Raw genomic sequence first — 21,517 nt, forward strand, 5'->3', positions numbered from 1 at the left:
CCCCTCGTCCGGCCCGATGTGGGCGCCGACACCTCCCGGCGGCCCGACGCCCGCGGACGGGATGTGGGGGCGCCTCCCCATCCCGTCGGCTGGGGCGTCGGGCCGCCCTGGGGGCAACCGCCGCGGCCGAGCAGGAAGCCCTGGCTGTGGGTGGGCGTCGCGGCCACCGCCCTGGTGGCCATCGTGGGCGTCGCGCTCGCCGTCGTCCGGCCCTGGGAATCGGCGCCCCGGCCGGAGCCGACGAAGCCACCGCCGCCCGCGGACGCCGTCGCGCTGCGGGTGCTCGACGACGGTGTGTTCGTGGGCAGCTCGGCCGCATCGACCACCATCGACATTTTCAACGAACCGATCTGCCCGCCGTGCGGCAGCTTCATCCGGTCGAACGCGGGCGACATCGACACCGCCGTGAACAACAAGAAGCTCGCGGTGCGCTATCACCTGCTCGACTTCCTCGACGACAAGTCGCACAGCAAGAACTACTCGACCCGGGCGGTGGCCGCGTCGTACTGCGTCGCGGCGCAAAGCGACCCCAAGACGTACACCGCCTTCTATTCGGGCCTGTTCGCCAGCAACTTCCAGCCGGCGGAGGACGCCGCCGAGGACCGCACCGACGGCGAACTGGCCCAGCTGGCCAAGAACGTCGGCGCGGACGCCGACGTGCTGACGTGCATCAAGTCCGGGGACGACGTCGGCACGGGCAAGGCGAAATCCGCGGCCGGTTACGCGACGCTGTCCGGGCTCAACGCCAACTCGACCCCGTTCGTGTGGGACGGCACCGCGTCGGTGAACTACTCCGACCCGACCTGGCTGACCAAGCTTCTCGGGTAGCGGGCGATGATCGATGACACCCGGGCCAGCGACAACGACCGCAACCGGACCTGCGAGGCGCTCGACGCGGCGCTCGGCGACGGTCAGTTGTCGACCGAAGAGCACCGCGAGCGGGTAAGCGCCGCCACCAGGGCCACGACGCTGCGCGAGCTGCGGTCGCTGGTGGCCGACCTGCAGATCCACCCGGCCGCCGAGCGAGCTCCGTCGTCACCCGCGGGAATCAACAGGCGCCGGGCCGGGATTGCCGCGGCCGTCGCGCTGGTGCTGATCGGCGGCGGCATCGCCTGGGGACTGCAACGCGACACCCCTTCGGCCCCGGCGCCATCCGCCGCCCCGAGTGCGGCCCCCAGCAGCTCCGCGGCCATGACCACCACCCCGACGCCTCCGCCGCCACAGCTGTTGAGCCTGAGCGGGGTGAGCGGCGTGCTGGCGCAGATGCGGACGCAGTTCGGCGACACGCTGGGTTACCAGCTGAACATCTACCAAACCCAGGTCGTGGTCATGCGTCCGGACACCGCGAACCCCCAGAAGGTGGTGAGTTGGCTGGGCCGCGACGGCAATTGGGCCAGCGTCGGCCCCGAGAACGCGGTGTCCTCCCGCTTGGTGGTCGGTGACCTCAGCAAGTTCGACGTGCAGGCGGTCGTCGACGTCGTGCAGCAGGCGCCGCAGACCCTGCACATCTACGACGCCAACCGGATCTTCCTGGCGATCGAGTCCCGCAAGGACGGCGGCTTGCACCTACAGATCAGCGTCAGCGACGGGGCCCTCAGCGGCACCATCGTGCTCGCCCCGGACGGCACCGTCACGCAGGTCGCTCCCCCCGTGCACTGATCGCGGCGGCCCGCCGTCGCGCGGCCGACGTCTGCCGGGTCGATGTTGTACGTTTCTGCGGTGAGATCGGTGTGCGCTCACCGCCACGGTCCGTCGACGGGAGGCACTCGATGACCGGCGGCCAGGGCTCGCGGGTGGGGACGATGTTCGGCCCCTACCACCTCAAGCGCCTGCTCGGCCGCGGCGGGATGGGCGAGGTCTACGAGGCCGAGCACACCGTCAAACAGTGGACGGTGGCGCTCAAGCTGATGTCGCACACGTTCAGCCAGGATCCGGTGTTCCGCAAGCGAATGGAACGCGAGGCGCGGATCACCGGCCGGCTGCTGGAGCCGCACGTGGTGCCCATCCACGACTACGGCGAGATCGACGGGCAGCTGTACCTGGAGATGCGCCTCATAGAGGGCATCGACCTGGGCAGCCTGCTGGAACGGGAGGGCCCGCTGCCGGCGTCGCGGGCGGTGGCCATCGTCCACCAGGTCGCCGCCGCCCTGGACGCCGCGCACGCCGCCGGGGTGACCCACCGCGACGTCAAACCGCAGAACATCCTGATCACCGGCGACGACTTCGCCTATCTCGTCGACTTCGGCATCGCCAGCGCCAAGTCCGACGAGAAGCTCACCCAACTGGGCACCGCCGTCGGCACCCTGAAATACATGGCGCCCGAACGGTTTTCGAGTGAAGAGGTGACGCCCCGCGCCGACGTCTACGCGCTGGCCTGTGTGCTCTACGAGTGCCTGACCGCGACCCCGCCCTACCCCGCCGACAGCACCGGCATGCTGGTCAGCGCCCACCTGATGCAACCCATTCCCAAACCGAGCGAACAAGGCTCGGGGGTGAGCCCGGCGTTCGACGCCGTGATCGCAGGCGGCATGGCCAAAACCCCGATCGAGCGCTACCCGACCGCCGGCGCCCTCGCCGAGGCGGCGCACCGCGCGCTCAGCAGCCCGGAACGCCAACGCGCCGAGACCATCCTGCGCGACAGCGAAATCGTCTCTCCCGCAATCGGATTACAGCACCGTTCCGCACCGCCCAAGCGCAACCGCTGGCCGATCGTGGCCGCCGCAGTGGTGGCCGTCGTCGCCGTCTGCGCAGTCGGAATCTGGCTTGCGCTGAAACCGTCCGGCCAGCGGCACGCCAAGGCGACGGTCGCGAAAACCCCACCGCCGTCATCCGCCGCCCCCGACGACCAACAGGCCCGGCTGATCAGCCTGCTCCCGCCCGGCTACCTGGCCGGCACGTGCACGCCCGCCACCCCGGAGTCGGGCAGCATCTGGGTGCACGCGGTCGCGATGGTGACCTGCGGGCAGAACACCCAGCCCGGCGGCCCCAGTCACGCCACCTACGGGCTGTTCGCCACGCCCAACAAGCTGAAGAAGGCCTTCAACGACGACATCGCCAACGTCAACCTGGTGAACTGCCCCGGCGAGGGACGCTCACCCGTCAGCTGGCACTACGACCAGACCCCCAACGACATGGCCGGCCTGATCGCCTGCGGCAGCTACAACAACCACCCGAACGTGATCTGGACCAACGACGAGAAGCTCATGCTCAGCGACGTCTCCGGCGACCCCGCCACCGTCGAGGACCTGCACACCTGGTGGGACGCCTACGGCTGACCCGTGAGGTCCAGCGCGAGATCCCACTGTCCGCCCGCTGGCTGCGGGGTACGCTCACCCGGACCGGCCTAAAGGGGTGCCACATGGTGCTTTTCACGCTCTTCGGTTCGCCGTACGCTCGCCCCCTGTCAAGCAATTCCCGCCGGATCTCAATTCAAGGAAAGGAATGTCGTGCCTGGCTGGTGGATTTTGGCGATCCTGTTCTTCCTGGCGGCGATCGCGGCCCTCACCGCGAGCGCCTTGCTCGGCAGCAAGACGAGGTTGACGTGGTGGGCGATCACGGCGAGCGCCGCTTTGTTCGGCGTGATCTTCACGCTGATCAGCGCCTACGACCGGGTAGACACCCGCAACGTCGGAATCATCACCGAATTCGGCAAGCCGGTGGGGGTGCACGGCGCGGGGATCGTCTGGCATGCGCCGTGGCGCAAGGTCAGTGAGCTCTCGGAAGCGATCCAGTTGCAGGCGTTTGAATCCAACAGCTACGACGACGCCAGCCAGGGCAAAGGTGCGAACAACAACCCGGCGGCCATCAACGTCCGGCTGGCCAACAACTCCACCGCCTACGTCGATGAAAACCTGAACTGGCGGCTGCGCGAGGGTGCCGCCCCCAAGCTGTTCCAGGATTACGGCGGGGCCAACGTATTCCAGACGATCAAAGAGCAATTGGTGGACCGGCAGGCCCAAGTCGCGTTGTCCAAGGTGTTCGCGACGTTCAACCCGCAGGTCATGCTGGCGGCCGCGGCGAACGCGCCGGGCGGGGCGACGCAAATGCCCGCGCCGGCCCAGGGCGCGGACTTACCCGCGATGGCCGCCCAGGTCAAAAAGGACCTGCAGGACGCGGTGGGCTCCGAGATCGAGATCCTCGACGTCCGGATTCCGAGGATCTTCTATGACCAGCCGACCCAGCAACGGATCGATGCCTACAACCAGAAGGTTCAGGAGACGATCAACGCCCAGCAGGACGTCAAGACCGCCGAGCAGAATCGGTTGGCCGCCGAGCAGCGCGCCAACCAGCCGCCACCGGATCTGCGGATCGCGATCTTCAACTGCCTGAACGACCAGGTCAAGAACGGGCGCGACCCGGCTGGGTGCTGGGGTCAGATCGGTGGTCAGCCGCTGGTGCAGGTGCCGCGTTGAACCCGTTGGCGCTGAAGGCCTGCAGTGCAACACGACTTGGCGGGTGAACTCGTCTCTCAGAGGATGTAGAGCATCTCCTGGTAGGTCGGCAGCGGCCACAGGTCGTCGGCCACAACGCCTTCCAGCGCGTCGGCGGCGGTACGCACCGCGTCCATCGCCGGCAGCAGCGCCGCCTGGGCGTGCTTGGCCTCCTCGAGCGCCGATTCCGCCGAATGCTCGGACAGCGCCGCCCTGAGCGTCGTCAGCGCGGCGGTGAGGTCGTTCAGCGGGGCCGAAACCGCTTCCAGCGCGGCCGTGTTCGGCTCCACCCCGGCGGCCTTCAACGTCGCGACGTTTCCGGCCAGCTCGGTCTGGTAGCGCAGCGCGGCGGGCAGGATGACCGTCGTACCGATCTCCAGGGCCAGCTTCGCCTCCACACCGATCGTGAGCGCGTACTGCTCGAGCCGGACCTCGTAGCGGCTGTGCAGCTCGCGTTCGTTGAAAACCCCGTACTTCTCGAAGACTTCGACCGATTCCGGCTTGATGAGTTCCGGAATGGCGTCCAGCGTCGTCTTGAGGTTGGGCAATCCGCGCTCGGCCGCCTCGATCTGCCAGTTCTCCGAATACCCGTCGCCGTTGAACACGACCGCGCCGTGATCGGTGATGATCTCGGTGAGCAGCTTCTGCACCGCGGCGTCGAAGTCCTCGCCGGCCTCGACCGCCTTTTCCAAAATCGTTGCGATGTAGTCGAACGAGTCGGCCATGATCGTGTTGAGGACGATCATCGGCACGGCGACCGTCTGCCCCGAGCCCGGCGCCCGGAACTCGAACCGGTTGCCGGTGAACGCGAACGGGCTGGTGCGGTTCCGGTCGCCGGGATCGGTCGGCAGCGGCGGCAGGGTGTCGACGCCGATGATCATGGTGCCCTTGCCCTTTGACGACGTGGCCGCCCCCTTGGCGATCTGCTCGAACACGTCGGCGAGCTGCTCGCCGAGGAAGATCGAGATGATCGCGGGCGGCGCCTCGTTGGCGCCCAGCCGGTGGTCGTTGGTGGCCGAGGCGACCGAAACGCGAAGCAGGCCGGCGAACTTGTGGACGGCGCGGATCACCGCGGCGCAGAACACCAGGAATTGGGCGTTCTCGTGTGGCGTGTCGCCGGGCACCAGCAGCGAACCCAGCTCGGCGTTGCCCACCGAGAAGTTGACGTGCTTGCCCGAGCCGTTGACGCCGGCGAACGGCTTCTCGTGGAAAAGGCACTCCATGCCGTGCTTTTTGGCCAGCGTCTTGAACACCGTCATCAGCAGCTGCTGGTGGTCGGAGGCGATGTTGGCCCGCTCGAACATCGGGGCCACCTCGAACTGCCCGGGGGCGACCTCGTTGTGCCGGGTCTTGGCCGGGATGCCGAGTTTGAACAGCTCCCGTTCGGTGTCCATCATGAAGCCGAGCACCCGTTCGGGCACCGACCCGAAGTAGTGGTCGTCGAATTCCTGGCCCTTGGGCGGCTTGGCGCCGAACACCGTCCGCCCGGCGTTGATCAGGTCGGGCCGCGCCAGGAAGAAGTGCCGGTCGACGAGGAAGTACTCCTGCTCCGGCCCGCAGAACGACACCACCTTGTTGAGGTCCTTGTGGCCGAACAGCGTCAGGATGCGTTCGGCGTGGATGCCCATCGCCTGCTGGCTGCGCAGCAGCGGCGTCTTGTAGTCGAGCGCCTCACCGGTCATCGAGACGAACACCGTCGGGATGCACAGCGTGTTGCCGTTCGGGTTCTCCAGCACGTAGGCGGGGCTGGTCACGTCCCAACCGGTGTAGCCGCGCGCCTCGAAGGTGCTGCGCAGCCCGCCCGACGGGAAGCTGGAGGCGTCCGGCTCGCCCTGGATCAGGGTCTTCCCGGCGAACTCGGCGAGGGTCTGCCCATCGGAGACGGGCTCGAGGAAGCTGTCGTGCTTCTCGGCGGTCAGCCCGGTCATCGGGTAGAAGACGTGCGCGTAGTGGGTAGCGCCCTTCTCGAGCGCCCAATCCTTCATCGCGACCGCGACCGCATCGGCGACCGCGGGGTCCAGCTTGGCGCCCTTGTCGATGGTCGCCACGATCGACTTGTACACCGCCTTGGGCAGCCGCGCCTGCATCTCCGCCTTGGTGAAGACGTTGGACCCGAAGATCTCCCCGGGCAGCTCGCCCGGGACGAAGCTGACGGCGGGGGGAACGTATCCCTCGACATTGTTGATCGCCTGAAGGCGGACCGCGTTACCGCTCAATGGAATTCCTATCGCTGATTGGGCCCCCGTCTGGTGGACCGACTCACACTAGGAACTTCCGATGGCGAATTTGTTACGCGCGCGTCACCGGTATCGCCGCGATGGTTTCAAACAGAAGACGGCCCGCGGTCGCCGGCCTCGGTGTCGTCCACCGTCAACGGCAGGGCGAGCTCTTCCAGCGGGCGCCGTTCGGCGGCGATCCCGAGCCGCAATTCGACCAGGCCGGCGATCGCCATGACCGCGGCGCCCGTCAGGAACGACCACATCACCTGCCCGCGTTCCCCGGAGTTGATCAGCTGCCCGAACAGCAGCGGGCCGGTGATGCCGCCGATCGCGGTCCCCACCGCGTAGAAGAACGCGATCGCCAGCGCCCTGGTCTCCATCGGGAAGATCTCGCTGACCGTCAGGTAGGCCGCGCTGGCGCCCGCCGACGCCAGGAAGAACGTGACCGCGAGGACGCCGATGAACGCCCAGACGCCGCCGGTCTGGGTCACGAACAGGATGGCGAGGGCGACGGCGACGACGGCGGAGCCGATGTAGGTGGCCGTGATCATCGGCTTGCGGCCCACGGTGTCGAAGAGGTGGCCGAGCGCCAGCGGACCGACGAAATTGCTCAGCGCCCACAGGATGAAGAACAGCGGCACCTTCCCCGACGGCACGCCGTAGAACCCGCTCAACAGCGTGCCCAGATTGAACGTCACGCCGTTGTAGAGGAATGCCTGCCCGGTGAACAACGCCAGCCCCAGGATCGCGCGCTGCGGGTAGAGCCTGAAGGCGACCCGGGCGATTTCGCGGAACGAGATCGTTTCGCGCTGACGGATTTTGAGCCCGCGCCCGTGCGGCTCGGGCAGGGGTTCACCGGTCTCGCGCCGCACCGCCTCCTCGATCTCGCCGACGACCCGCTCGGCCTCCTCGTCGCGGCCGTGGATGAACAACCACCGCGGGCTCTCGGGGACGTTGCGCCGGACGAGGAGCACGAAGATGCCGAAGATGGCGCCGACGCCGAAGGCCAGCCGCCAGCCGATGTTGGGCGCGAAGTTCGACGTGTCGAGCAGGACGAGCGCGCCGGCCGCCCCGGCCGCCGAACCGAGCCAGTAGGTCCCGTTGATGATCAGGTCGACGCGGCCGCGCAGGCGGGCGGGGATCAACTCGTCGATGGCCGAATTGATCGCGGCGTATTCGCCGCCGATGCCGGCCCCGGTGAAGAACCGCGCGACGAAGAAATACCAAGGGGCGAAGGCGAATGCGGTCGCGACGGTGGCGGCCAGGTAGACCGCCAAGGTGAGCATGAACAGGTTGCGCCGCCCGAAGCGGTCCGTCAGGTGGCCGAAGAACAGCGCGCCCAGGCACGCCCCGGCGATGTAGAACGCGGCCGCCATGCCGATCTGCGCGGCGTCGAGGTCGATGCCGCTGCCCTTCTCCGTGAGGCGTGCGGACACGTTGCCCACCATCGTGACCTCGAGCCCGTCCAGGACCCACACCCCGCCCAGCCCGATGACGACGCGCCAGTGGAATCGCGACCACGGCAGCCTGTCCAGGCGCGCGGGCACGTGGGTGGTGATGGTTCCGGTTTGCACGCTTCCGCTCATCTGGCTCCTATCCGGGTGGCTTCAGAAGTACCCAAGCGAGGCGCTTCGCACGCCTCAGCCGCGGTCGGCGCGCGACTCCTCGGGAGTCCAGGCTTGCGGCTGGCCCGGGTGGCCGGGGAACAGGAAGTCGATGAAGGCCGCGGCCGTGGGCTGAGGTTCGTGGTTGGCCAGCCCGGGCCGTTCGTTGGCTTCGATGAAGGCGTACTCCGCGCCGGTGACGTCGGGCACCAGCAGGTCGATGCCCGTCACGGGGATGCCGATGGCCTCGGCCGCCGTGACCGCGACCCGGCACAGTTCGGAGTTCACCACGGCGGTGACGTCGTGGATGGTGCCGCCCTGGTGCAGGTTGGCGGTGCGGCGGACGCGCAGGCGGGCGCCCTGGGGCAGCACGTCGTCCAGCGTCCAGCCCGCCTCGGCGACCGTCGACTCGGTGAGGTCGTCGAGCGGGATGCGGGATTCCCCTCCGGTGGCCGCGGAGCGCCGCCGGCTTTCGGCCGCGATCAGGTCGCGGATGCTGTGCTCGCCGGTGCCGATGATCTCGGGCGGCATCCGCAGCGCGGCGGCGACCACCCGGCCGTCGATCACCACCAGCCGCAGGTCGTCGCCCTGCACCCGCTGTTCGATCAGCACGTCCGGGTATTGCTGACGGGCCCGGGCCAGGGCGGCGGCCAGCTCTTCGGGACCGTTCTCGGCGGTCACGCCGACGGTGATGCCCTTGCCCTGCTCGCCGCGGGTCGGTTTGACGACGACCTCGCCGACCTCGGTGAGGAAGTTGTAGTCGCCCTCGTCGAAGGTGGCCAGGCGGGCGCGGGGCACCGTGATGCCCGCCTCGGAGACCAGGCGGCGGGTCAGGCGCTTGTCGTCGCAGCGGCACATGGCCACCGCCGAGGTGTATTCGGACAGCGATTCGCGGGTGACGACGCTGCGGCCGCCGTGGGTGAGGCGCATCTCGCCGGTTTCGGCGTCGAGCACCTCGACCCAGATGCCGCGGCGCAGCGCCTCGTCGGCAATGATCCGGGCGTAGGGGTTGAGGTCGTCGACCGTCTCGGGCGGCGGGCTGAACAGCGGCTCGTTGATCGCGTTCTTGCGCTTGATCGCCAGCACCGGGACCCGGACGAAGCCCAGCTTCTCGTACAGGCCGATGGCCGCGGCGTTGTCGTGCGCGACGGACAGGTCCATGTAGGCGCGGCCCGCGCTGCGGAAGCGCTCCGCCAGCGCGCGGGTGAGGGCCGCGCCGATGCCGGGCAGCCCGGCCGCCGGGTCGACGGCCAGGGTCCACAGGCTCGACCCCTGCTCGGGATCGTCGAACAGCAACTCGTGGTCGACGCCGGTGACGGTGCCCACCACGGCGCCGTCCGTATCGCGCACGGCCAGCAGGTAGGTCACCGCGGGGACATTGAGGTGGTTGTTCCAGATCACGTCGACGCCGGCCGGGACCATCCCGCACCGCACGTAGACGCGGTTCATCGCGTCGGCGTCGACCGGGTCGTTCAGCGTGCGCACGGTCACGCCGACCGGCGCCGGGTCCTCCGTCTTCTTCGCGTCGGCGAAGCGCAGCCGATAGGTGTGGCTGGGGTCGATGAACAGCTCGGTCGGCGCTTCGGCGACGACCACGTGGGATTCGCGGGCGTAGATGCAGATGTCGCGGCGACCGGGCCCCTCCCGGCGCAGCGCCTCGACCAGTTGGCGGGCGTCGGCGAAGGTCTGGCCGAAAATCAGCCGGCCCCAGCCCAATTCGAGCTCGACATCCTTGGCCATCGCCTCCACCAGCTCCGGCGGCGAGGCGTCGTGCAGGCCCATCGTGATCGCCTCGGTGTGGTCGCCAGAGGGATCGGTTTCGGTCATGCCACCGGACCCGTGATGCCGTGCCGCTGCAGCCACAGTTCGAGCAGGGCGATCTGCCAGAGCTCGTTGCCGCGCAGCGGGGTCAGCTTGCCGTTGGGGTCGGCCAGGAGCGCGTCGACCGCCTCGGTGCGAAACAGGCCGCGCTCCTTGGCCACCGGCGCGTAGAGGGCGTCGCGCACCATGTCGAGGTAGGGCCCCTCGAGGTGGGTCAGCGCCGGAACCGGGAAGTAACCCTTGGGCCGGTCGATGACCTCCGATGGAATCACCCGTCGCGCGGCCTGTTTGAGGACGCCCTTGCCCTCGTGGGCGATCTTCAGCTCCGGCGGGCAGGTCGCCGCCAGCTCCACGAGCTCGTGGTCGAGGAACGGGACCCGACCCTCCAGGCCCCAGGCCATGGTCATGTTGTCGACCCGTTTCACCGGGTCATCCACCAGCATGACGGTGGTGTCCAGCCGCAGCGCGCGATCGACGCCCGTCTCGGCGCCGGCGCGCGCGAAGTGCTCTGTGACGAAGCGCTCGCTGGGGTCATCCGGGGCCATGATGCCCGGGCCCAGCAGACCCGCCATTTCGGCGGAATCGCGGTCGAAGAACGCGCCGCGGTACTCGGCGACCGAGCCTTCCAGCGACGCCGCGGCCGGCGAGCCCATCGGCGGGTACCAGTGGTAGCCGGCGAAGACCTCGTCGGCGCCCTGGCCGGACTGCACGACCTTCACGTGCCGCGCCACTTCCTGGCTGAGCAGGTAGAAGGCGACGCAGTCGTGGCTGACCATCGGCTCGCTCATCGCGCCGATCGCCCCGTCGAGCGCGGGCAGCATCCGCTCGGTTCCGATGCGGATCTGGTGGTGGTCGGTTTCGAAGCGCCGGGCGATGATGTCCGACCACCGGAACTCGTCGCCCTCGACGCCACCGGCCGACTCGAAGCCGATGGAGAAGGTCATCAGGCCGTGCTGGCCGGCCTCGGCGAGCAGGCCGACGATCAGGCTGGAGTCGACACCGCCGGACAACAGGCAGCCGACCGGCACGTCGGCGACCAACCGGCGCTTGACCGCGACGCGGAGCGCGTCCAGCACCGCCTCTTCCCAGTCGGTTTCCGACCAGGCGGCGCGGTCGTCGTGCCGGGTGAAGTCGGGGGTCCAGTAGGTGGTGATGGTGCGCCGGCCGTCGGGCTCGATCGCGACGAGCGACGCGGGCGGCACCTTGCGGACCCCGCGCAGGATGGTCAGCGGCGCCGGGACCACCGAGTGGAAGGTCATGTAGTGGTGCAGGGCGACCGGGTCGATGCGGGTGTCCACGCCGCCGCCGGCCAACAGCGCCGGCAGGGCCGAGGCGAACCGGATCCGGTGGCTGTCCTCGGTCAGGTAGAGCGGCTTGATCCCCAGCCGGTCCCGGCCCAGCAGCACCCGGCCGCTGTCGCGCTCGACGATGGCGAAGGCGAACATGCCGTGCAGGTGGCTGACGAAGTCATCGCCCCAATGCCGGTAGGCCTTGATGAGGACCTCGGTGTCGCTGTGCGAGAAGAACCGGTAGCCGTGTCCGGTGAGTTCGCGGCGCAACTCCTTGTAGTTGTAGATGCAGCCGTTGAAGGCGATGGCCAGGCCCAGCTCCGAGTCGACCATCGGCTGGGCGCCGGCTTCGCTGAGATCGATGATCTTGAGCCGACGATGACCGAGCGCGACGCGCCCCTGTGACCAGGTGCCGGACGCGTCCGGGCCCCTCCGGGTCATCACGGCGGCCATTGCGGACACCGCTGCTACGTCGGGCACCTGCCCGTCGAGCCTTACCTCCCCGGTGACTCCGCACACTCCTTGGACCATACCGAAGGCGGTTGCCGCGCGCCCGAACGGCCACTGTGAAATGCGTCGTCGCGGGCTGCGGGGCGCCTTGGGAGGTGAAACCGCCGCCGGCCCTCGGGTCCCGAGCAAACAAGCGCACCGGAGAACCGCTTTTTGGTTGCGACGCTCCCCCGCCTGTTAATTGTTGGTTGCGCTCTGCTCTCGTGTTTCGCCCCGCGCGCACCGCCATTCGCATCCGCCCGGTCGCATGGTTCGATGGTGACGAGATCGAAGATGTTGTAAGACAACCGGTTTCGGTGGGATTCCCGCGGCGACCGCTCGGCGCGTTGCGGCGACGACCCTGACTTCAGGGCCGGTTCGTGTGAGGTGGTGGGCTCAGCGGCGCCGAGAAAGATGCGCCGGTTCTGGTTACGGTGCAGCCACCCTGATGACACCCCGTCGTCACTTTGAGGAAGTCCGTGAGAGCCGAATGAATGCGCATGCCGGGATGTGGCGGGCGGTCGGTGCGGCGGCCGCGGGGGCCGCAGTGTATTTCGCCGCGCCCGCTTCGGCCGATCAAATCGACGATTCATTCCTCGCGGAGATTCAGCGGAACGGGATCGTCTTCACCGATCGTGGGGCCGCGATCACGGCGGGGCACAACATGTGCGCCGGACTCGACAAGGGCAAGTCGCCAACCTCGTTGGTGCTCAACGTCGTACGGGCCACCGACCTGTCGGCACACGAGGCCGGCTACCTGCTCGGCGCTTCCGTGGCCTCGTATTGTCCCCAGCACCGGGCCACCATCGGCAATTAGCGCGGCCCGGTCACCCGGCGCGCTCGCCGGGCAGCTTGTCGTCCCGAGCGCCATGCTGACCGCCGTGGGCCAGTTCGAGCCGGCGTTCCGCGAGGACCAGCAGATGCCTGAGCCGTTGGCCGTACAGGCCCACCGATTCCGCGGTCAGCATGTCGTCGTGGCCGCAGTCGATCGAGTAGGTGAGGATCTCACCGGAGACATGGGGCCGCCAGGACCGCGACAGGAACGCGCCGCGCTCGGCGTCGTCCCGCGCTGCGGAGACGACGGTGATGTCCCCGTTGAAGACCCGCGGGCGGTGGGACCGGTACCGCTCGACGTTCTTACGCAGGTTGTGGGTGAGCAGTTCGAAAAGCCGCTGGGATGACGAGGTCTCGGCCATCACCTGTTGCTCACCCAGGTCGTCGTCCGGCGAGGCGACGCCGTCGTCGATGGCGGGTTGGGCGTCGAGCAGGATCAGGCGGGCGACGACGCATCCGCGGCGCTGGAGTTCGACCGCGAGTTCGTGGGCGACGACGCCGCCGAACGACCAGCCGAGCAGGTTGTAGGGCCCGGCCGGGTACGCCTCCTGCACTCGATCGGCGTAGGTCTTTGCCATCTCCCGGATCGACCGGGGGTCGGCCTCGCGCTCGACCTGTTGGATCCCGATGATCGGGCAGTCCAGGTAGGTGCCGAGGACCTGATACGGCCAACTGACGCCGCCCGCGGGATGGATGCAGAACACCGGAACGCCTGCGCCCTGCTTCAAGGTCTGCACCGGGACGATCTCGTCGTCGGCGGCCGTGTCCGTGCCCAGGCGCCGGCTCAGGTCCCGCACCGTGGGCGCGTCGAACAGGGTGCGCACCGCCAGGTCGACGGCCAGCGCGCTGTTTACCGTGGCGATCAACCGCATCGCGGAGATGCTGTCGCCGCCCAGGTCGAAGAAGGAGTCGTCGACGCCGACCCGCTCGACACCGAGCACCCGGGCGAAGATGCCGGCGAGGATCTCCTCGCTGGCGCTGGACGGGGCCCGGTAGCCGCGGCCGCTGTACTCCGGTGCGGGCAGGGCGCGGGTGTCCAGCTTGCCGTTGGGGGTGAGCGGCAGCGCGTCGAGCGCGAGCACGGCCGCCGGGACCATGTAGACCGGGAGCCGTCCCGCGAGCGCGGTGCGCGCCTCGGCCGGGTCGGCCGTTCCGGTGACGTACCCGACCAGCCGTTTGTCGCCGGGGCGGTCCTCGCGCGCGATCACCGCCGCCTGGTCGACGCCGTCGAGCCGGGCCAGCGCGGCCTGGACCTCGCCCAGTTCGATGCGGTACCCGCGGATCTTCACCTGCTCGTCGGCGCGGCCGACGTACACCAGCTGACCGTCGGCGCCCCAGAGCACCAGGTCGCCGGTGCGGTACATCCGTGTCCCGGGCCCACCGAACGGGCACGCCACGAATCGCGACCCGGTCAGGCCCGACCGCCCGGCGTAGCCGGTGGCCACGCCCGTGCCGGCCACGTACAGCTCGCCGACCACCCCGGGCGCCACCGGGCGCAGCCAGGCGTCGAGTGCGAACAATCCCGCGCCCGCCACCGGCGAACCGATCGGCGGTGGCCCCGAGCCCGCCGCGAGCGGCGCGCTGATGGCCACGCACATCGTGGTCTCCGTCGGGCCGTAGGCGTTGACCATCACCCGGCCCGGTGCCCAGCGATCGACCACCTCGGCCGGGCAGGCCTCGCCGGCCATCACCAGCGCCACCGATTCCAGCCCCGCCGGATCCAGTGTCGCCACCGCCGACGGCGTCTGGGTCAGCACGGTGACCCCTTCCTCGATCAGCAACGCGCGGAAGTCATCCGGCGAGCGCACCACCGACTCGGGCACCACCACCACGCGCCCTCCGCGCAGCAGCGGCGCGAAGATCTCCCACACCGACACGTCGAAGGCATAGGAGTGGCACTGCGTCCATACGCCGGGGTTGGGCAGGCCGGCGTCTAGCGAGCCGATCAGCCCGGTCACGTTGCGATGCGTGACCGCCACGCCCTTGGGCACCCCGGTGGTGCCCGAGGTGTAGATCACGTAGGCGACGTCATCGGCCGCGGGCGCCGGCGGCGGGGTGGGCGGATAGCCGTCGATCGACGGGTCCTCGATGTCGACGACCCGCACGTCGCGCTCGTCCAGCCGCGACCGCAATCCCCCGGTGGTGACCGCGGCGACCGGCGCCGCGTCCGCAAGCATGAATCGGATCCGCGCGCCCGGGGCGGCCGGGTCGATCGGCAGGTATGCCGCGCCCGTCTTGAGCACCGCCAGGATCGCCACGATCGCCTGGGCCGAACGCGAGAAGAGCAGGGCCACAGACTGTCCCGGCCCGGCGCCCTCGGCGATGAGCAGGCGCGCCAACCGGTTCGAGGCCTCGTCCAGTTCCCGGTAGCTCATGGACAGGTCGTCCCAGCCGATCGCCACGGCGTCCGGCTGGTGTGCCGCGTGCGCGCCGAACAGGTCCACGATCGACGCAGCGGCCGGCGCCGGACGGGTGAGGGCGGCCCGGTTGCCGAGCGCGTCCAGGTGGGCCCGCTCCGGCGAGTCGAGCAGGTCCAGCGCGGACAGCCGCCGGGTGGGGTCGGTGCTCATGGCCACCAGCACCCGCTCCAGCCGCTTGGTCAGCGAGTCGATGGTGTGGGCGTCGAAGACGCCGGCGTCGTACTCCACGCGGAGGCCGAGCCGGTCCCCGGCCAGCGCGGCCTGGATCGTCAGCGGGTAGTGATTGCGTTCGAAGACGTTGAAGTCGGTGATGGACAGCTGGTGGTTGACCGCCATCGCGGACGTTTCCAGCGGATAGTTCTCGTAGGCGAACAGCGTGTCGAAGAGCTTGTCGTGACCGGTCATTCGGTGGATCTCGCTCAGCGACAGGTGCTCGTGCTCCAAGGTGTCGTTGTGTGCGCGCTGCAGCTGCTCGAGCAGGTCCGCGGTGCTGGTGGCCGGGGTGAGGCGGGCGCGCACCGGGATCGTGTTGATCAACAGGCCCACCATCGACTCGGCGCCGACCACGTCGGCCGAGCGGCCGGAGACCGTGGTGCCGAATGCGACGTCGTAGTTGCCCGTCAGCCAGGTCAGCAGTTGCGCCCACGCGGCCTGCAGCACCGTGCTGACGGTGCTCTGACAGGACCGGGCCAGCTCGCCGAGCGCGCGGGTGGTCTCGGCCGACACCGAGAATGTCGCAAGAACCCGGGCGCCCAGCTCCAGCTGGTGCGGCGGCCCGACCAGCGTCGGGGTGTCGAAGCCGGCGAGCACCTCGCCCCACGCCGCCCGGGCGGCGCCGAGGTCGCGATCGGCCAGCCACGTGACGAATCGGCGATACGGCGCCGGCGGGCCCAGCCGCTGTCCGGTGAGGCCGGCGAACGTCTCGTTCACCAGGATCGGCACGGACCAGCCGTCGAGCACGATGTGGTGAATGGTGAGTACCAGCCGGTGGCGGTCCCCGGCGGTGCGGATCATCGCGACCCGGAAGGCCGGCTGGTCGGCCAGGTCGTAGACGGCGGCGCGTTCGGCGGCGCAGAGCTCGCCGACCCGCTCGTCGGTGGCGTCGCCGGCGTCGAGCTCGACGTAGCGCCACGCCATCGCCGGTTTCGCGGGAATGACCTGGATCGGCTCGTCGAACTCCTCGGAGAATCGGGCGACCAGGTGCGGGTGCCGGTCCACCACCGTCTGGACCGCGGCGCGCAGCCGGTCGGGGTCGAGCGGGCCGCTCACGCTCATGTCCAGCTGCACCACATACAGGTCGTCCCCGCGGGCCCGGGTGGTGGTGGCGTGGAACAGCAGCCCCTGCTGCAGCGGGGTCAGCGGCAGCACGTCGGCGACCGGGTTGCGCCGCTCGAGCTCGTCGATCTGCTGCTGGGCCAGCCGGGCGGGCAAGATGTCCGACGGGGTCAGCCCGCCGCCCCCGGCTCGCACGTGGGCGCAGATGCCGGTCAGCGCCTCGAACCAGAGCCGGCTCAGCCTGGTGACCTGTTCGCGGTCCAGGGCCGACGGCGCCCACGTCCAGTTGGCGTGCAGCCGCGGGCCGGCCTCGGTGTCGGCGGTGCCCGCGTTGAGGTCCACGGTGTGCATCAGCGGCATCGGCACCGCCGTGCTGGTGCCGGTGATCGCCGAGCCGTCCCGCGAGATCCGCCACAGCTCGTCGGACATCTCGGCCGCCGCCCCGCCCAACCGGCCCAGGTAGTTGAAGCCGATCGTCGGGTCGGAGCCGTCCAGGTCGACCTCTGCGTTCAGGTAGCGCAGCAGCCCGTAGGTGAGCGGGTCGGGCAGCGCCCGCAACTGTTCCTTGGCCCGCTTGAGCACCGCGCCCAGCGCGGGAGCTCCGGAAAGCACTTGCGCCCAAGGCAATTCGTCTATCGACAACGACACCGGGTACTTGGTGGTGAACCAGCCGACGGTGCGCGAAAGGTCCGCGCCGGCGGCGAGCTCCTCATGGCGCCCGTGGCCCTCGACGTCGATGCCCACCGGGGCTCCGTCGCTGCCCAGGAACTGCGCCCACGCCAGCGCGTAGCCGATCAGCAGGATGTCGTTGACCCCGGCGTGGAACGCCGCCGGCGCCTCGCCGAGCAGGATGCGGGTGGTCCCCACGTCGAGTTCCACCGACAGGTGCTCGGCGGTCTCGTAGGTGTCGGTCTCGGGCCGGACCGGGGGCAGCGCGGGCGGGGTCGCCGCGATCCGCCGCCAGGCGTCGGCCCGCCCGATCACGGCCGGGGCGTACGCGTGCTCGCTCAGCAGAGCGGCCCAGCGGGCGAACGACGTGCCGCCCGGCGGCAACGCCACCTGCTGCCCGGCGCGACGCTGGGCCCACGCGATGTTCAAGTCCTCCAACAGGATTCGCCAGGACACGCCGTCGACGGCCAGGTGGTGAATGATCAGCACCAGCTGGCGGGTCGAGGTGCCCCACAGCGCGCTCACCATCACCCCGTCGGCCGGGTCCAGCCGGGACCGCGCCGCCACCACCGCCGCATCGGACAGCGCGTCGACCGTGCGCAGGCGGTCGGCGGCGTCCACCGCTCCCGCCTCGGGCACCGTCAACGACCAGTCGTCGCCGGCCCGCAGCCGCAGCATCGCGTGCCGGTCCAGCAGCGCCTGCAGCACCGCCACCACGTCGGCCTCGGTGACCCCGGCGGGCGCCTCGAGGACCATCGTCTGATTGAACTGGTCGACGGGACCGTGCACGGCCTGCAGCCACCGCATGATCGGGGTCGCCGGCAGTTCCCCTGTGCCCTCGTCGGTCTCGCGGACGTCGCCGACGGCCGCCGCGACCACGCGGGCCAGCCGGGAGACGGTCTGCTCGACGAAGATGTCGCGCGTGCGGCAGGCCAGGCCCGCGGCGCGTGCCCGGGTGACCACCTGCATCGACGAGATGCTGTCGCCGCCCAGGTCGAAGAAGGAGTCGTCGACGCCGACCCGCTCGACGCCGAGCACCTGGGCGTAGATGCCGGCCAGGGTCTCCTCGACCGGGGTGCTCGGGGCGCGGTAGCGGTCGGCGTCGGAGTATTCGGGCGCGGGCAGGGCGCGGGCGTCGAGCTTGCCGTTGGGGGTCAGCGGCAGCGCGTCGACCGCCACGACGGCCACCGGGACCATGTAGGCGGGCAGCCGATCGGCAAGGCGCGCGCGCAGGTCGGCGGGGTCCGCCGCCCCGGTGACGTAACCGACGAGGCGCTTATTGCCGGGCCGGTCCTCGCGGGCGACGACGGCCGCCTGCCGCACCCCCGGAAGCTCGGCCAGCGCCGCCCGGATTTCGCCGAGCTCGATGCGGTAGCCGCGAATCTTGACCTGTTCGTCGGCGCGCCCCAGGTACTGCAGCTGCCCGTCGGCGCCCCAGCGGACCAGGTCGCCGGTGCGGTACATGCGCGCCCCGGGGCCGCCGAACGGGCAGGCGACGAACCGCGACGCCGTCAGCCCCGCCCGTCGCCAGTAGCCGCGGGCGAGGCCGGCGCCGGCCGCGTACAACTCGCCGACCACGCCGGGGGGCACCGGCCGCAGGAATTCGTCGAGCACGAACAGCGCCGCCCCGGCCACCGGGGAGCCGATCGGGACGACGGCGGATCCGGGGGTCAGGGGTGCGCTGATCGCCGCGTACACCGTGGCCTCGGTAGGCCCGTAGGCGTTGATCATCACGCGGTCGCGCGCCCACCGGTCGACCAGCTCGGCCGGGCAGGCCTCGCCGGCCACCACCAGCGCCGCGGACTCCAGCCCGCGTGGGTCCAACACCGTTGCCGCAGAGGGGGTTTGGCTCAGCACGCTGACTCCCTCGGCGACGAGGAGTGCGTGCAGGTCCTCCGGGGACCGGACCACGGCGTCGGGGACCACCACCAGGCGCCCGCCGCGCAGCAGCGCGCCGAAGATCTCCCACACCGACACGTCGAAGCCGTAGGAGTGCCACTGCGACCACACCCCGCCGTCGGGCAGGACCGCGTCCACGGACGCCATCAGCCGGGTCACGTTGCGGTGGCTCACCGCAACGCCTTTGGGCACACCGGTGGTACCCGAGGTGTAGATGAGGTAGGCGATGTCCTCCGCGCTGGGCGCCGGCAACGCGGTGGCGGGCTGGGCGTCGACGGCGGGGTCGACCGCGTCGATGACCGGCACGTCGTGGTCGTCCAGGCGGACAGCCAGCTCGGTGGTGGTGAGCGCCGCGACCGGCGCGGCGTCGGCGAGCATGAAGCCGATCCGGGCCGCGGGGTGCGCGGGATCGATCGGCAGGTAGGCGGCGCCGGTCTTGAGCACCGCGAGGATCGCCACGATCGCCTCGGCCGAGCGGTGGAACAGCAGCGCCACGCATCGTCCCGGCCCGGCGCCGCGGCCGGCCAGCGCATGGGCCAACCGGTTGGCGGCCCGGTCGAGCTCGCCATAGCTCCACGACGAGCCGGCGCAGCTGAGCGCCAACGCATCCGGTGTGCGCGCGACCTGGGCGGCGAACGCCTCGGGAATCGACGCGGGCACGGGGTCCGGCGCGGTGAGCGCCGCCCGGTGGCCGATCGCGTCCAGCCGGGCGTGTTCGCCCGCGTCCAGCAGGTCGACCGACGACACCGACCGGGTCGGTTCGGTGGTCATCGTCGCGAGCACCCGCTGCAGGCGTCCGACCAGCGTCTCGACGCTGTCGGCGTCGAACACGTCGGTACGGAACTCGACCCGCCCGCCGATTCCGGCGGGCTCGTTCGCCTCGGTCCAGCGCTCGGCGAGCGAGAACGTCAGGTCCATGCGGGCGACCTGGGTGTCCAGCGGGATCGAACTGACCCGGACGTCGCCCAGCGCCAGTCCGGTCGCGGGGTCACCGTCCTGGCCGCCGAAGTTCTGCCAGGCCAGCATCACCTGGATCAGCGGGTGATGGGTCAGGCTCCGGGTCGGGTTGAGCCGCTCCACCAGCACCTCGAAGGGCACGTCCTGATGCTCGAAGGCCTCCAGGCTGCGTGTCCGCACCCGGTCCAACAGCTCGGCGAAAGTGGGGTCGCCGCCTAGCTCTTTCAGGTCGACCCGCAGGACCAGGGTGTTGACGAAGAAGCCGACCAGGTGGTCGAGGGCGGGGTCGCGGCGCCCGGCGATCGGGAAGCCGACCGCCACATCGCTGTTCGCGCTGACCTTGGACAGCAGCACCGCCAGGGCGACCTGGACCACCATGAAGCTGGTCGCGTTGTGTTCGCGGGCGACCGCCGTGATCTGCTGCTGCAGGTCGGCCGGCCAGTCGATCGGAACGGTCGCGCCCCGCTGGTCGGCGACCTCGGGATAGGGCCGATCGGTGGGCAGCTGCAGCCGCTCCGGCATGCCGGCCAGGGTCTCTTCCCAGTAGGCCAGCTGACCGGCGATGCGGCTGTCGCGATCCTTCAGGTCGCCGAACTGGTCGCGCTGCCACAGGGTGTAATCGACGTATTGAACCGGCAATTCGGGCCAGCGGGGCGCTTCGCCCGCGCACCGGCTGGCGTACGCGACGCCCAGGTCGGCGGTCAGCGGCCGCAGCGACCACCCGTCGGCGGCGATGTGGTGCACGACGGCGACCAGCACGTGTTCGTCGTCGGCGACGCGGAACAGCCAGGCCCGCAGCGGGATATCGGTCGACAGGTCGAAGGTGTCACGGGCCGCGGCCTTGACGGCCTCGTCCAGCCGGCTCGCCGGCCAGCCGCCGGCGTCGACGACGTGCCAGCCGAAGTCGGCTCGCTCGGCGGGGATGACCACCTGCTGCGGTGTTCCGTCGGGTGCGGTGAAGACGGTCCGCAGGCTCTCGTGGCGGCCCACCACGTCGGCCAGGGCCGCTCCGAGCGCCTGGGCGTCGAGCGGGCCACGCAACCGCATGGCCGCCGCCATGTTGTAAACCGGTGAGGGGCCTTGCAATTGGTCGAGGAACCATAGCCGGCTCTGCGCGAAGGACAGTGGGACCACCGCGGGCCGTGGGCCGGCCACCAACGGCTCGAGCCCCCCGGCGCCCTCACCGATGCGGAGTGCCAGCTGTGCGACGGTGGGGGCCTCGAATACGGCGCGCACCGAGAGGTATTCGTCTAGGTCGGTGTTGACGGCGGCGATCAGTCGCATCGCCGAGATGCTGTCTCCCCCGAGGTCGAAGAACGATTGGTCGATGCCGACGCGGTCGACGCCGAGCACCTGCGCGTAGATGCCCGCGAGGATCTCCTCGGTGGGATTGGTCGGCGCCCGGTAACCCGAGGCCGTGTATTCCGGCGCCGGGAGCGCGCGGGTGTCGAGTTTGCCGTTGACCGTGACGGGCAGCGCCTCGAGCACCACGATCGCGGCCGGGACCATGTAAACCGGTAGCCGCTCGGCCAGTGCGGTGCGGAGTTCGCTGGGGTCGGCGGTGCCGGTGAGGTAGCCCACGAGGCGTTTGTCGCCGGGGCGGTCCTCGCG

The 21,517-nt window shown here is 70.2% G+C and carries 10 protein-coding genes; 5 read left to right on the top strand and 5 right to left on the bottom strand.

What is annotated here, in order from left to right; all coding sequences use genetic code 11:
• The 4 genes from A5704_RS17540 to A5704_RS17555 form a co-directional block, all read left to right on the top strand.
• A partial coding sequence (locus A5704_RS17540) for a DsbA family protein (RefSeq protein ID WP_156737696.1) occupies positions 1-828 on the top strand: 828 nt, incomplete at its 5' end.
• A gap of 6 nt (positions 829-834) precedes the next feature.
• Positions 835-1,659 carry a DUF1707 domain-containing protein gene (locus A5704_RS17545; protein ID WP_067747955.1) on the top strand — a complete coding sequence of 275 codons (825 nt, stop codon included), beginning with the start codon at positions 835-837 and terminating at the stop codon, positions 1,657-1,659.
• Between the two features lie 110 nt (positions 1,660-1,769).
• Positions 1,770-3,275 (top strand): serine/threonine-protein kinase, encoded by a 1,506-nt coding sequence (locus tag A5704_RS17550; RefSeq protein WP_067747957.1) that lies wholly within the window; start codon positions 1,770-1,772, stop codon positions 3,273-3,275.
• A gap of 171 nt (positions 3,276-3,446) precedes the next feature.
• The gene (locus A5704_RS17555; RefSeq protein WP_197504910.1) at positions 3,447-4,412 is read left to right on the top strand and encodes an SPFH domain-containing protein; all 966 of its coding nucleotides are present in this window, start codon (positions 3,447-3,449) and stop codon (positions 4,410-4,412) included.
• 56 nt (positions 4,413-4,468) lie between these two features.
• Here the strand turns inward: A5704_RS17555 and A5704_RS17560 are convergent, their stop codons facing one another.
• The 4 genes from A5704_RS17560 to A5704_RS17575 form a co-directional block, all read right to left on the bottom strand.
• Positions 4,469-6,646 (bottom strand): glutamine synthetase III, encoded by a 2,178-nt coding sequence (locus A5704_RS17560; RefSeq protein ID WP_067890136.1) that lies wholly within the window; start codon positions 6,644-6,646, stop codon positions 4,469-4,471.
• Between the two features lie 107 nt (positions 6,647-6,753).
• A complete protein-coding gene (locus A5704_RS17565) occupies positions 6,754-8,235 on the bottom strand; it encodes an MFS transporter (RefSeq protein ID WP_067890139.1) in 1,482 nt (493 codons plus the stop codon).
• A 54-nt stretch (positions 8,236-8,289) separates the two neighbouring features.
• The gene (gene ngg / locus A5704_RS17570; protein WP_067890141.1) at positions 8,290-10,080 is read right to left on the bottom strand and encodes an N-acetylglutaminylglutamine synthetase; all 1,791 of its coding nucleotides are present in this window, start codon (positions 10,078-10,080) and stop codon (positions 8,290-8,292) included.
• Positions 10,077-11,882, bottom strand: coding sequence for an N-acetylglutaminylglutamine amidotransferase (locus A5704_RS17575; RefSeq protein ID WP_067890145.1), 1,806 nt, complete (start codon positions 11,880-11,882; stop codon positions 10,077-10,079). The genes ngg and A5704_RS17575 overlap by 4 nt, the downstream gene beginning before the upstream one ends.
• Positions 11,883-12,342: 460 nt before the next feature.
• Here A5704_RS17575 and A5704_RS17580 point away from each other — a divergent pair, with 460 nt between their 5' ends.
• Complete coding sequence (locus tag A5704_RS17580) at positions 12,343-12,669, top strand: DUF732 domain-containing protein (RefSeq protein WP_067890147.1); 327 nt, start codon at positions 12,343-12,345, stop codon at positions 12,667-12,669.
• Between the two features lie 10 nt (positions 12,670-12,679).
• Here the strand turns inward: A5704_RS17580 and A5704_RS17585 are convergent.
• Positions 12,680-21,517, bottom strand: an 8,838-nt coding sequence (locus tag A5704_RS17585; RefSeq protein ID WP_156737697.1) for a non-ribosomal peptide synthetase, incomplete at its 5' end; no start/stop codon positions are given.

The sequence above is a fragment of the Mycobacterium sp. E735 genome (genome assembly GCF_001666955.1).
GTDB lineage: Bacteria > Actinomycetota > Actinomycetes > Mycobacteriales > Mycobacteriaceae > Mycobacterium.

Bases quoted from the DNA above. Each gene is read 5' to 3' on its own strand.
- A5704_RS17545 (WP_067747955.1), top strand. From the start codon at position 835: ATGATCGATGACACCCGGGCCAGCGACAACGACCGCAACCGGACCTGC.
- A5704_RS17550 (WP_067747957.1), top strand. From the start codon at position 1,770: ATGACCGGCGGCCAGGGCTCGCGGGTGGGGACGATGTTCGGCCCCTAC.
- A5704_RS17565 (WP_067890139.1), bottom strand. From the start codon at position 8,235: ATGAGCGGAAGCGTGCAAACCGGAACCATCACCACCCACGTGCCCGCG.
- ngg (WP_067890141.1), bottom strand. From the start codon at position 10,080: ATGACCGAAACCGATCCCTCTGGCGACCACACCGAGGCGATCACGATG.
- A5704_RS17580 (WP_067890147.1), top strand. From the start codon at position 12,343: ATGAATGCGCATGCCGGGATGTGGCGGGCGGTCGGTGCGGCGGCCGCG.